The sequence below is a fragment of the Colwellia sp. BRX8-5 genome (assembly GCF_014077325.1).
Taxonomy (GTDB): domain Bacteria; phylum Pseudomonadota; class Gammaproteobacteria; order Enterobacterales; family Alteromonadaceae; genus Colwellia_A.
Map to the genome: position 1 here is coordinate 1 of NZ_JACGVR010000001.1, position 13,881 is coordinate 13,881.

Consider the following 13,881-nt stretch of genomic DNA (forward strand, 5'->3'; position numbering starts at 1 on the left):
ATTAACTATTAACTATTAACTATTAACTCTAGTTTGCATTATGGGTATTTATTGTGCAAGTCTCTATTTTTTAATAAATATTTGACTAACCCTTTTACTGTTTTTGTAGTATTAAAATTTCCCCAGTATGATCTTCCATTATAACGGTGAGGCCTAACTTTGCTGTAATATCCAATAATATAGTTAACTACTGAGTTTTCAGCTTCAAAAAATGAGCGATAACCCGTTGTTGGTATTCATTGCTTTTTAAACGTCTAAAAACCCTTTCATTGAGCTATTATCGCAACAGTTTCCACGACGACTCATTTCTCATTTTATCAGTTCTCCATGAGTGTCAAATTAATATTCGCACTTCATTTCATTGCTTTAGTCAGTAATGATATTATTGATATAGTCATAGCAAGATAGGGTTAAAATTAAATACAGATGCTTAATAAACTAACGAGCCTACTCTAGACAATTAGCTTTAATAGATGATTTTTATGTTGCTCGCTTTCTATTTCTTTTTTTAGTAAATCTTCTTGGGGTATTGGATTGGGGCAAATCAGTAAATGCAATATCTTTAACTTCAAGGATGAGTTGTTGTAAGTTTTTTTCAACTCCTTTAATAAAGAATTGGTAGTTGAGTGTTTTATTACTTATTGATTCTAGCTGTGACTCCCATAGTGCTGTCATGTCAGGCTGGGAGATTTGAACGGGTAAAGAGGTAATGAGTTTTTTCCCAATCTCTGTTGCTCTTATATCCTTTCCTTTTCTCACTAAAAATTGACGCTTAAACAGGAGTTCTATAATACCAGCACGTGTTGCCTCCGTACCTAGTCCATCAGTATCTCTTAGTAACTTTTTTATTTCAGCATTCGTCACATAACGAGCTATGCCGGTAAGGGCACCTAATATCGTTGCATCAGTAAAGTATTTAGGTGGGCTAGTATTTTTTTCTACAAGCTCGCCATGTAAACAATGCACGCAATCACCCGCTATAACATTGGGTAACTTAATCGCAGAAAATTCGGAATTATCTTTACTTTTATTAGAGCTAGGAAATAAATCTTTCCAGCCATTTTTAATGATATCTTTTTGCTTACTGATAAATAAACCACCATCAATAATAGTGTCTATTTGCTTGTCCATATATTCAAAATTTGGATAAAATTGTGCAATATACTGCCGAGATATTATTTCATAAATTTTAGCTTCATCATTTGATAGTGCGCCAGTTGGGGTGTTTTTAGCTGTGGGTATAATAGCATGATGAGCACTGACTTTTTTATTGTTCCAAGCTCTACTTCTTATCTTTAAATCTGCATTTTTTAACATATCGGCTAATTTCTCAGATACGTTACTCATAGCGTTGGTTACGGCAGGTACATCATTGAGGTGTTCGGTCGGTAAGTATTGGCAATCAGATCTAGGGTAAGTTATTAATTTGTGCTTTTCATAAAGTTGCTGACAGATATCTAATACTTGCTTTGCACTCATACCAAAAGCTTTAGCGGCTGATATTTGTAAGCCAGATAAACTGAAAGGTAATGGTGCTACTTGCTGTTTTTTATCCTGTGTAACCTTTTCAATTTTTGCCGGTTTGTCATTAATACGATTGACTACATTTTCAGCTAGCTTTTTTGATAATATGCGTTTCTCTTCATCCATGAAAGGCTCACAAGCCTTACTTGGCTTCCACTTACCCTGATACTTTTCACCGTTTTTTGTCGTGATATGAGCAAGTACTTCATAAAAAGGCTTTGAGATGAAATTTTCTATTTCAATATCTCGGTTTACCACTAAACCTAATATCGGAGTCTGTACCCGACCAATTGATAATACGCCTTGATAGCCTGATTTCTGCCCTTGTAAAGTACAAAGACGAGTCATATTTAAGCCATAAAGCCAATCAGCTCTAGCTCTTGATAATGCTGAAACAGCAAGAGGGATATAATTTTTATTAGGTTTTAAGTTATCTACCGCTTTTTTAACCGCATTAAAATTCATATCGGTTATTAGACACCTCAAAGCATTATCTATTTTGGATTTAGATGCTCCGCTAAAGCTAATCGCTTCATCAACTAATATTTGACCTTCACGATCCACATCACCAGAATTTACGATGGTATCAGCTTGTTTTATTAGCCTTTTTATAACGGTCAGTTGTTTTCGAGTTTTTGGTTTTGGTTTTAACTTCCATTGCTCAGGAATTATGGGTAAATGTTCAACTACCCATTTTTTATATTTAATATCGTAATCTTCAGGTGGAGCTTGTTCTAATAAATGTCCTATGCACCAGGTAACGACATCGCCATTACCTGCTTCTATATAACCATCATTTTTTTTATGAGGTTTAGGTAGTACGTCTACAATTGCTCTTGCTAAGCTAGGTTTTTCTGCAATAAATAATTTCATAAATATTAAGCCTGGTCTAACAGTGGGTTGTGATTGTCAAACAGAGTCAAGAACAAGCTCTTTTTTTGTATGTATTTGTCAATAATAGTGAGGCTTTTTTTCAACGTTTTTAGCTTGGTAACTGCGTCAAGCTTATATCGTGATAATATGACCTTGTTTATTGAATTATATAATAAAAATATAGTGTCAAACTTATGGTTATTGATTGTTACATCATTGCCGTGCGCTATATAGCCTTGTTGACTTTTATGGGGATTGGGTAAAACTGCCGCAATGGCACGTCCTAAACTTGGCTTTTCGACAATATATAGTTTCAATAGAATTTCCAAGGGTTCAATACAGACCATTAGAATAAGCTTAGCACAATAACTGTTTTTATATACAGTGTTTATTCTCGGTTATAGTCAAATTGTTTCATCCGTAACCATATTTAGTTAGGAAGCGACCCACTCATTCACTATGTGGTGAGTAGGTCATTATCACAGCGGTAGGATAAAAGTGGTTTTACTTGTCTTTAGGTAAATATTTAAAGCCGTGGATCATTGAAGAAACAATAGAATGTTTTTCACGTCGTTCAGCAAAAAATACGGCTAAAATATGTAGTGGGATCAACAGCAACAAAAAGTAAAAGCTATAAACGTGAGCAGTTATAAAAGGCTTTCTTACATTGCGCATTTCTTTATAAGCATCTGCATCAACATTTTCTTTACTGTAGGGCTTAATCAAGGCTACTTGGCTTTTATCTTGAGCTATGCTGCTAGCAAAGTATTGCCCAAAAGGAGGATAATAAATGTCAGTACCCGCAATCACTAAACCTGAAATCATTTGAATAGAAAGACTTAACATTAAAGCGCCAACCATAAGTTTCCCCAGTGGACTATGACCTTTAAATGTCTTATTTTTATCTTTTTTGAAATCGGCTAGTTCTTGTTTAAAGACTTTATTAAAAGGCAGTGTTTGTCCCCAACGTTCATATCCTTTACCAATAAAACCAAGAATAATTCTAAAAATTAAATTTGCAGCAAAAACATAGCCCACACATACATGTATTGTTTTAAGCAGTATTTTACCTTCTGTTGAGAGACCTAGATCTTTACCAAAATAAATAACGCTACCAATAACAATAAGCAAAAGTACTGACAAGACATTCAACCAATGAAATAAACGAATGTTTCTACTCCAAACAAAAGTTTTTACTATAGTGGAAGTGATATTTACTGGGTTATATTGCATGATGATGACTCTTTTTATTTGTTAACATTTTGCCTGTTATTTTAATAATAACCGAAATATTTATCCGCTTCTAACACTAAGTGATCGTTATTTGGATTAATGGTTACAAGATATCTTAAAGTAGCTGTGTGTCTTTACAATTAAGCGGCGTTATTTTAGTTTACTGACGATTACCTAGCAGATAATTTAATTTAATTTTCCGCAAGTGTCAGCGTTTTTCAAGATAAGTTCCTGTAAACTAGCCAAACAGCCGTAAAATAATTCTGTGTATTATAGTGTGTATTATGGGCACCCATTTAACATTTATTTGTTGAAGATAATGCAGCGAATAAATAACCAAGGAAATTTAGCATGAAGAAAATTGTCTTATATAGTATGAGTAACTGCCCTCATTGTGATACGGCGAAAGCGTACTTAGATAAAAATAACATTGCTTATCGCTTATGTAATGTGAAAACAGCCGCGGGACAAAAAGAGTTTCGCAGAGCAAACTTTAGATCCGTACCGGTAATAAAGATTGGTGAAGAATATCTGCAAGGTTTTAAAGTGGCGGCTTTTAAAGCGCTTTACGAGGATTAATATTGGTTAATATATTGGTGATGATACAATTTTATGGCTTTAACTCGTTTTAAAAAAAGGTCTATGTTAAGGTTGAAATACTTACATGAATTAACAAGATCATTAATTACGGATGTGTAATGAAATTTGATTTTTATCGGTTTTTTTCGGTTGTTGTTATTATCTTTTTTTTTTCCTGTAGTCAATCACAGGCAAATAGTAGTGGCCAATTAGCGGTAGAACAAACCGATGAGCTAAATCGCTTATTGAACATGGATGAAGAAATACGCCAACAACCTCTGCAATCTTATCAACAATTATTAAACGCAGAAAAATCTTTTTCAACTATGCCAAAACTACAACAATCTTGGTGGTTGTTACGTAAAGCTCAAGCAGAAAATTTACTCTATTTTTATGAAGACTTTAATAAGACCATCGCACAAGCCGTAGCGCTTATCGACGACAAAACCCCATTAAAAATTCAAAGTCACCTTTATATTTATCAGGGGTTAATTTATCGTCGCCATGCTCAGTATGCAGATTCTGTACTTATTCTTCGAAAGGCTATGTCTATAGCAAAAAAAAATAATTTAACTTACCTTTTTATCCTTGCAAAACAAGAGCTTGCTTTTACAAAAAGTATCACTGAACTCTTCGAACTGTCATTGAATGAAATGCAAGAAGCTTACTTAGATGCTTATTCACTAAAAGAACACTTTCTAATTGCTGTTATCAATGAAACCTACGGTGCTATTTATGGCTATATGGACGATTATGAAAAATCGATAGAATATTACCAAAAAGCATTAAATACTTATGAACGTTTAAATTATCCAGCTCATGTTTCAGAGGCTATTTACGGCATTGCTATAACCTATCGATATTGGCAAAAATATGATTTGGCGATTCGCTACTTTGAGCTTTATCAAGAAAAAATTGCCTATACCCCTAACACTGAAATTTCTTTTTTTTCAGCGTACGGTTTAGGTATGACACTGGCCGAAAAAGGCGATTGTGTTAAAGCTATCGATGTTATTAATCATGCTCTAACGTTAAATGGCTTGATTGATTATAATGCCGAATTATATAAGCAACAGGTTCACTGTTTTATTATCTTGGGTGAGTTAGAACAAGCGCAGGCATCGTTGACTAAAGCTGAAAATATATTCATGTCTTTACCTGAATTAGTCGGCACTAAGTGGCAATTAGAAGTTATAAAGCTTGGCTCAGAGCTTGCTCACGCAAGAAATAATGACAGTGAAGCTTTTCAATTATCTCGACAGTATTATCAAAAATACAATGAGTTATTGGTCAAAAATTCCAGCACACGATTAACTACAGCGCGCGCTGCGATGGAAAATGAGCGAAAATATGTTGAACAAGCACTTACCCTGCAACGAAAAAAGGTCGCCGCTTTAGAAAATGATTCCTATCATCAACAAAAATTACAGAACCTTTATCTACTGATTTTTATGTTATGTGCCGGCGTGGTTGTCATTATCGTGATAACCATTCAGTATAAAAATAATAAGAAAATGTATGCACTGTCAATTAAAGACCCATTATCAAATTTATATAACCGCCGCTATATTTTTGAGTACTTATCGAACTACCTGAACGATGTCTTAGTCGAAAAAACTGAACTTTCGGTAATTTTATTTGATATTGATGACTTTAAAATGGTCAATGATAAGTTTGGTCATCCTGTTGGTGATAAAGTTATTAAAAAAATAGCTGATCTTTGTCATGATGTCTTTCGTAATGGAGATGTCATTGGCCGTGTTGGCGGAGAAGAATTCTTATGTATTTTACCTCGTACCGACGAAAAGCAATGTAAAGTAATTGCTGAACGTTTTTTAAAAAAAATAAGTCAGCAAGTTTTCCAAGTCGAGCCAAGTTTACAGTTAACCGTAAGTATCGGTATAGCAACCTTGTCTCAACTTAGCCCAACGAGTGAAATGTTATACCTACATGCCGATGCTGCCCTTTACCAGGCAAAGCATAACGGTAAAAATAATGTGGTTATATATCAATAGAAAGCCATTATCTCATATGAATAATACAACACCGTTCGCCGTTCAAGCTATTATATTATTACAGAATTATATAAAACAGCTTGGCTTTACTCCTGTAATTCACTTTGAATTAGAAGGTTGTTACCAGCTCGATAGTAAAATAAAAAGGTTTTCACTAGATTATCAAAGAATTAATCGTCAGTTAGCGCATGCAGGAATTGACGGAGAATTAGTGCCAGAGTATTGGTATAGTCAGTGGGAGTATGTTTCTTTGTTTAATGGCCAGTCGCCGTTAAAAGAGGCTAATAATTTAAGCCAAGCGTTACACCTTTTACCTCGTTTTTTTGCCGAACAAGGCATAAGTAAAACATTAATCAAACCGGTTGTTTGGTCTGGTGATAAAGGCAAGTTAGCCAGTGGTAGTGGTGATATTTTCACCACAGAAACACGGGCAGTGCATATCCCTAATGCTGTTCAAATGAATATTAGTGCGCTTGATAGTGAAGGTAAAAACATTATTATTGAACGCGGCTTTGGTGAATATTTACAGCAATGCTTTCTTGATACTAGTTTAAATTGTTGTTTGATTTATTTACCTGAAGAAGAAGCTTTTGAGCGACTAGCATTAAAAACTAAATACGGTTTAGCGGCTGAGTTATGTTCACCCGTTGATATTTCAGGCGGACACCAAGGCAGTATTGCCTTGTATAAAGAAGTGGGTAAACATAATCAAGCGATGGGCGAAGAGCCGGTACTTTATAATCACAAAAATGAAGTACTAGTTAAGCGACAAAATTGGCAAAAAACTGCTCGTATCGAGCACAGAATTGGTGCTTCAAGTATGCAATACAATGCTTATTTTAATATTATTTACTCTTTATTGAACTTAATTGACGCGCTTGAAGTATATAAGGTGGATAACTGTCGCAAATTGCTCCGTAAAGAAGTTCATCATCAAAATTTACCTTTTTCATTGTATGATAATACAGAGCAAGAAAAATTGGGCGCAATATCACTATTTGCAAATGATCACTGGTTAAGCGAAAGTTTAAATAAGCTATCGGGTGAATTTATAAATGGTGAGCAAATATCAGGGCAGTTGCAGTTAGGTGACAAATTAAAGCAAATGATTTTAGCGCCGTATCAACAAAAACTTATTCTCACTCATACATCATAATTAATTTAAAAAATAAAATATGACTCTTATTAATAATCAAAATATTACCCCGCAGCTTAATGGTTTATCTATAGATGATAAACGCGCCGAGCTAAAAAGCTACTTCCATAATACTTGGACGACTTACGAGTCGTTGTTTGCTTTAATCAACAAAGATGAAGCCTATTATTTACGGCCTGAGACTTTACGCCATCCACTTATTTTTTATTTTGGCCATACGGCTACCTTCTTTATTAATAAATTACTTTTGGGTAAGTACATTAATAAGCGTGTTAATACCAAGTTAGAAGCTGTTTGCGCTGTTGGTGTTGATGAAATGAGCTGGGATGATCTCAACAGTGAACATTACGACTGGCCTAATGTTGATGAAGTAAGAGAATACCGTCAACAAGTTTTCACTGTGGTTAATAACCTTATTGATACCATGGAAATTAGCTTACCTATCAAACAAGACTCGTTAGCTTGGGTGATATTGATGGGCTGTGAGCATGAACGCATCCATCTTGAGACTTCATCAGTTATTATGCGCATGTTACCGCTAGATTGCTTAACACAGCCATCTGAAGTAGCGGGACAATGGACAAGTTGTGCTCATTTTTCAACGGCTCCAACGAACGAATTACTACCTGTTACAGAACAATCTATTGTATTAGGGAAAAAGTTAACCGATGAAACTTACGGCTGGGACAACGAATATGGTGAGTTATCTGTTGAGGTTAGTGCCTTTTCAGCGTCAAAATATTTAGTCTCTAATCAAGAGTTTTTAGCTTTTATCGATGCAGGTGGTTACAAAAAACCACATTATTGGAGCGAAGAAGGGCAAAAGTGGCTAAGTTTCACTAAAGCTGAAATGCCGCGTTTTTGGCGAAAAAATAACGATGAATACGTACAGCGTAACTTACTTAATGAAATGCCTTTACCTTTGAATTGGCCTGCAGAAGTGAACTACTTAGAAGCGAAAGCTTTCTGTCATTGGAAAAGTGAACAAACTCAAAAAAATATTGCTATGCCTACTGAAGCACAGTGGCATTGTCTAATCAATAATGCCAGCGATAATGAACAACAAGTATTAGGTAATATAAACTTAGCCCGTTACGCTTCTTCATGCCCGATTGATGAATTTTCAACAGGGGATTTTTATGATGTTATTGGCAATGTATGGCAATGGAATGAGTCAGCAATAGATGGATATGAGGGATTTAAAGTTCATCCACTTTATGATGATTTTTCTACGCCAACCTTTGATGGTAAACATAACTTAATTAAAGGCGGTTCATGGATTTCTACCGGCAACGAAACCATTCCGTCATCTCGTTATGCTTTTCGTCGTCACTTTACTCAGCATGCTGGTTTTCGTTATGTTGAAAATATCGATGGCAAAATACCATTAACGCCGGTTAATCGATATGAAACTGATCGTGAAGTTTGTCAGCAACTCGAAAGTCATTATGGTGATCAACATTTAAGTGTTGAAAACTATTCACAACAAGTTAGCCAATTATTGCTTAATAAAGTACGAGCTCTGGGCATTAATACCGACAAGTTATTGAACTTAGGTTGTAGTGTTGGACGAACCGCTTTTGAGTTGTCAGAGCATTTTCAGCATATTGATGCGGTAGATTTTTCTGCGCGTTATATTCAATTTGGTGTGCAACTTCAACAACAGAAAACACTCCGTTACACCAACGTTATTTCTGGTGACATACAGAGTTTTCACGAGGTGTCTCTTAAGGCCTTAGCGCTAAACAACAACGCTGACCATATTGTTTTTAGTCAGGGTGATGCGAGCAATTTAAAACCCATTTTTAACGGTTATGATGCGATTTTAGTTGAGCATGCGCTAGAAAAGAGTTATCAACCTAAACAGTTGTTAGCCACACTGTCTAAGCGACTTAATAAACAAGGTTTACTTTTTGTATTAACCGACCATCAATACTCAGCGAAACACACTGAAAAAGAAAACTGGTTGGGTGGGCTTAAAGTCAATGGTGAAAATGTTATTGGCTTTGATGGTTTACAGGAAAAACTAGCAGAAGAGTTTACTTTTTTAGACGCACAGCCATTAACGCGTGTGATTAAGCAAAATCAATGCACTTTCACCGTAACCACCACCGAAATGTCGATTTGGCAGCGGAAAATATAGCAAGGATGAAAAATATTTTACCGGCACATATCGCCTTTGGCCAACAGCTTGCAGAAAATCAAAAGGTCACAATTAAGCACAATTTGAGTAACTCTTGCGGACAGTCGTTGTCCGCAGCACAATTGTGTCTACTCGGTGAAACGAGTCTTGATAATCTACTGGGTGACCAAGCGTTATCCTATGCGTCGATAAGTGGCAGCCATTATTTGCGATCACTTATTGCCGGTTTTCATCAAGACTATAATCATCATCAAGTTGAGTTAACTGCTGACAATGTTCTAACTTTTTGTGGCGCTCAAGAGGCGTTGTCAGCTATTTACCAAACAGTACTTAGCGAAAATGAACGAACGCAAGGTAATACAGTTGAGCAACAAGCAGCGATTGAAATTGTTGTTATTACACCTTGCTATCCCTCTCTAGTGACGATGGCAGAGCAGATGGGGATTAAAGTAAGGTGCCTTACGGTTGATTTTCAACAAAACTGGCAAATTAACCAAGCGGCACTTTTAGCCCTAGTAAACGAAAATACCCGACTAATTGTCTTGAATTCTCCCCATAATCCCAGTGGTAGCATAATAGACACTCAATTTTCGGAGCAAATATTAGCCATTGCAAAACAGTTCAATTGTTACCTTTTAGCCGATGATGTCTCTCAAGCAAGTAACTATAATGATCTTAAATTAGCTCATCGCTATTTAGATTATGAGCGCACGATTGTTGTCTCGGTATTATCGAAAAGTTTTGGTTTGGCGGGGCTACGTATTGGTTGGGCAGTGTCTAAGGATAAATCACTGCTAAAAAAATTATTAGCGGTAAAAGCTCAAGGCTCAATTTGTACTTCAATCGTTGATGAAAAGCTGGCAGAGCTTGCTTTAGAAAACCATGTTAAAATCATCAGTAAAAATAATCTTATTATCAAAGATAATATCGCTTTATTTCAGCAGTTTATCGACAAAAACCAGTTGCATTTTAGTTGGTGTCCTCCTCAGGCAGGCTTACTAACATTAGTGAAGTGCCATAGTGATTTACCTATGCTTGAATGGGCTGAGCAACTCGCTGAACAAGCGGGAATATTCGCTTACCCATCATGCCTATTTGGCCTTACTGGGCCATATTTTCGTTTAGGGCTGGGTGCAAAAAACTTTTCAATGATACTGGAATCATTACAAGGGTTTGTTGATAGTCGCTTATCGTTGACTGTGAATTGAAAGTTGGATTGAAAGCTTAATTAATTTATTTTTGCTATGAACCTATTAATTAGTAGCCGCATTCCAATTACTAAGAAAGTTGACGATAACTCGAGAATCAAGCCTAAAAGCCTGCAAAGGCCATAGCGTTTTAACGGCTGATCTAGGTATAAATTAATTTACCATCCTCACCAGCAACTATATCTCTGGTTATTTCTTTTGTCAGCCTTATCAGCGCTTATAAGTAGAAGTAAATCATAAAGAAGTGACATGCTGCGCCACCTAAAACAAATAAATGCCAAATAGCATGGTTGAAATGTATACGCTTTTGCACATAAAAAATAACCCCTAAACAATAAATAATACCGCCAAGAGCAAGTAGTGTTAAGGCTTGATTTGATAATTTGTCATTTAGCTGTTCAATAATGGTTATAGATATTAGTCCCATACCTAAGTAGGTGATCAGCGAGGTTTTTTTATAGCGGTGACCAAATTTCATTTTAAAAAACACCCCTAATATAGCCATACTCCAGATAATTGTCAGCATAATAGTACCGAGTTGGTCGTTTAAGGCAACCATCATTAAAGGGGTGTAAGTTCCTGCGATTAACAAGTAAATAGCACAATGGTCGAGTAATTTAAAAAGCTTTTTTTTGTCAGGATCTTGAAAGGCATGGTAAAAAGTTGAAGCGGTGAATAATAAAACCAAACTGGCACCGTAAACGGCATAACTCACTATTTTTACTAATGAGTTATCAGTAAAAGCTGCAGTGAGTAGCATGTAACAAGCCATAACAGACAATATTGCGCCAAGAGCATGAGTCAAGGTGTTGGCTATTTCTTCATTTTTGCTGTAACTAGCTTGGCTTGTCATTTGTTATCCTGTTATTTTTCATTGTTTCTTTAAATTTAATTTCAGTGTACACGTGTAAGCTGAGATTGAATGATAACAGAAAAAACAATTGAAACAAGAGGTCAGACCAATGAATTTAAGGTATAAAAAAAGAGCTTAGTTAAGCTCTTGATTAGATGAAAAATAGTAAAGTTACTTTCTCAACGAATAATTGGAGAAGGGTAAATTTTAATGAAAAACGCTACAAAGCTAACTCAATCACCATAGCTTTGAGTTCTTCTTTGGAAATTGAATTATTATGATTAACATCAAATTTATTAAAAATACTCTCACACATACGGATGCCTTTATCTTGCAAAAGACAGTCAATTAATTCAACAAATTCACTTCGACTAATCGCACCGTCTTTATCTTCATCAAAAAATTCAAATAGTTCATCAACCCACTGATTAATGTCCATCAGTTATCCTTATTAGTAGTATTGCATCTACTAAATACTTTATCTTTTATTGTGCTATTTGTGAATGATTAATTGCAACATTACGTTAATAAGCGTGATTTATTATCTACTAGCGTAAAGTTTCTCCACAGCACAAGTATCAAAGCTACAATTTCTAGTAAGTAGAGTATATACTTTAACATATTTAATCATGACTAAATAAAATGACTATTATTAGGCAAGAAACAAAAACACGAATGAGCCGCATCGTTAAGCACAATGGTGTTATTTATTTATGTGGGCAAGTTTGTAAAGATGCGAGCCAAGGCATTGAAGAACAAACACGTTCAATGTTAGATAAAGTTGATGAATTACTTGAACAAGCAGGTAGCGACAATAAGCATATTCTATCGGCAACTATTTATATTAAAGATATGAATGATTTTTCAAAAATGAATGAAATTTGGGATAATTGGATCCCTCAGGGATTCGCTCCTGCAAGAGCTTGTGTCAAAGCTTCAATGGCAAGAAACGAATTACTTATTGAAATATCGGTAATAGCGGCCGAAATATAGTTATTTTTTAAACTTGTTCTCTAACATTTTTAATATATTAATCTACACTTCATTAGCTTACCTGTAAACTAATCGATTTTAATAAAATATAAGCATGTAAAAATATAAACATGTAAAAACATAAGCACGTAAAAATACAAACTCTAAGGTGGATAATATGAAAAGTAAAATAGCGGTACTAGCGCTTGCTAGTAGCTTTATTTCCTATGCGGCTCAAGCAGATATCAATTTAAGTGGCTTTGCTTCGATAACAGGTGGTATCACTACATCGAGTGATGAAGAGTTGTATGGTTTTAACGATACATTTGACTTTAAAAATGGTTCTCTACTGGCTATTCAAGCATCAAGTAATATAGGTGAAGGCCTTGATATTACTGCACAAATTGTTTCTCGCGGTGAGAATGATTGGGATACTGAATTTGAGTGGGCCTACGTTAGCTATAACGTAAACGATAAATTTAGGGTTTTGGCTGGGCGTCAACGAGCACCTTTCTTTATGTATTCAGACTTTTTAGATGTTTCGTATGCCTACCCGTGGATAACACCACCAAAAGGTGTTTACGATTTAATTTTTAATACTTTTGACGGTCTTAGCGGCATATACAGCAGTACTCTTGGAGAATTTGATACGACTTACCACTTTATTGCGGGTAATAACTCCGATGAAATCGAAGTCTTTGATGAAAAATCATCACCTAACATGGATAATATCTTAGGTGGCGCAGCTACCTTTAATAGAGATTGGCTAACCTTGAGAGCTGCTTATTTTAATGCTGATGTAACAATACCTTCAACAGGGTTAGATGGACTTGCTAATAATTGGAACGCCTTTGGTTACCCTACATTTGCAGACAATACTAGTATTTTTGAAGACAAAGCAACGTTCACTGAACTTGGCTTTCAAATTGACTATGAAGGCATCTTAGTTGTCGGCGAATATACTACGCTTAAAATAGATAATACGTTATTAGGTGAAGAAGAGTCTTATTATGTGATGCTAGGTAAGCGCTTTGATAATTACTTAGTACACGTTACTTACGGTGTTGATGAAGACACTGCGGCGAACGATTTTACTAGCGTTATACCGTCTGGAACTCCTCTTGATGCTTTAAAAGTACCAACACAAGATGTTATAGCGAGTCAAAAAAATGATTCAAGCTATGTTACTGTTGGTTTACGTTGGGATTTTCATAGCTCTGCATCATTAAAGTTTGAATATACCGGTTTTAATGATGACCTTAATGGTGCTAATGATGCTGGTTTATTCCGCACTTCACTTGTTACTGTTTTTTAGGGGATTGATG

11 protein-coding genes and 1 pseudogene are annotated in these 13,881 nt (G+C 35.4%); 7 read left to right on the forward strand and 5 right to left on the reverse strand.

The window, feature by feature from the left end; translation table 11 throughout:
• Positions 1-137 precede the first annotated feature (137 nt).
• The 3 genes and pseudogenes from H4J62_RS20710 to H4J62_RS00010 form a co-directional block, all read right to left on the reverse strand.
• Positions 138-306 (reverse strand): annotated as a pseudogene (locus tag H4J62_RS20710) (IS3 family transposase); the annotation flags it as partial.
• 174 nt (positions 307-480) lie between these two features.
• Positions 481-2,397, reverse strand: coding sequence for a DNA topoisomerase III (locus tag H4J62_RS00005; protein WP_182213343.1), 1,917 nt, complete (start codon positions 2,395-2,397; stop codon positions 481-483).
• 504 nt (positions 2,398-2,901) lie between these two features.
• Complete coding sequence (locus tag H4J62_RS00010; RefSeq protein WP_182213345.1) at positions 2,902-3,630, reverse strand: cytochrome b/b6 domain-containing protein; 729 nt, start codon at positions 3,628-3,630, stop codon at positions 2,902-2,904.
• Between the two features lie 351 nt (positions 3,631-3,981).
• Here H4J62_RS00010 and H4J62_RS00015 point away from each other — a divergent pair, with 351 nt between their 5' ends.
• From H4J62_RS00015 to H4J62_RS00035, 5 genes are all read left to right on the forward strand, one after another.
• Positions 3,982-4,209, forward strand: a complete 228-nt coding sequence (locus H4J62_RS00015; RefSeq protein ID WP_070374757.1) for a glutaredoxin family protein — start codon at positions 3,982-3,984, stop codon at positions 4,207-4,209.
• 119 nt (positions 4,210-4,328) lie between these two features.
• Entirely contained in the window at positions 4,329-6,224 is a 1,896-nt protein-coding gene (locus H4J62_RS00020) for a tetratricopeptide repeat-containing diguanylate cyclase (RefSeq protein WP_182213346.1), read from the forward strand.
• 16 nt (positions 6,225-6,240) lie between these two features.
• Complete coding sequence (locus H4J62_RS00025) at positions 6,241-7,380, forward strand: hypothetical protein (RefSeq protein WP_182213348.1); 1,140 nt, start codon at positions 6,241-6,243, stop codon at positions 7,378-7,380.
• Between the two features lie 19 nt (positions 7,381-7,399).
• Positions 7,400-9,523 (forward strand): 5-histidylcysteine sulfoxide synthase, encoded by a 2,124-nt coding sequence (ovoA, locus tag H4J62_RS00030; protein ID WP_182213350.1) that lies wholly within the window; start codon positions 7,400-7,402, stop codon positions 9,521-9,523.
• A 5-nt stretch (positions 9,524-9,528) separates the two neighbouring features.
• On the forward strand, positions 9,529-10,731 hold the full coding sequence (locus H4J62_RS00035) for a pyridoxal phosphate-dependent aminotransferase (RefSeq protein ID WP_182213351.1): 1,203 nt from the start codon (positions 9,529-9,531) through the stop codon (positions 10,729-10,731).
• Between the two features lie 217 nt (positions 10,732-10,948).
• On the opposite strand, the gene H4J62_RS00040 is transcribed toward H4J62_RS00035, so the two are convergent.
• Positions 10,949-11,584 (reverse strand): hemolysin III family protein, encoded by a 636-nt coding sequence (locus tag H4J62_RS00040; RefSeq protein ID WP_182213353.1) that lies wholly within the window; start codon positions 11,582-11,584, stop codon positions 10,949-10,951.
• A gap of 220 nt (positions 11,585-11,804) precedes the next feature.
• Entirely contained in the window at positions 11,805-12,023 is a 219-nt protein-coding gene (locus H4J62_RS00045; RefSeq protein ID WP_070374752.1) for an EF-hand domain-containing protein, read from the reverse strand.
• A gap of 203 nt (positions 12,024-12,226) precedes the next feature.
• Between H4J62_RS00045 and H4J62_RS00050 the strand changes: the two genes are divergently transcribed.
• Entirely contained in the window at positions 12,227-12,577 is a 351-nt protein-coding gene (locus tag H4J62_RS00050) for a RidA family protein (protein ID WP_182213355.1), read from the forward strand.
• 157 nt (positions 12,578-12,734) lie between these two features.
• A complete protein-coding gene (locus H4J62_RS00055; RefSeq protein WP_182213357.1) occupies positions 12,735-13,871 on the forward strand; it encodes a hypothetical protein in 1,137 nt (378 codons plus the stop codon).
• The last annotated feature ends 10 nt before the right edge of the window (positions 13,872-13,881 follow it).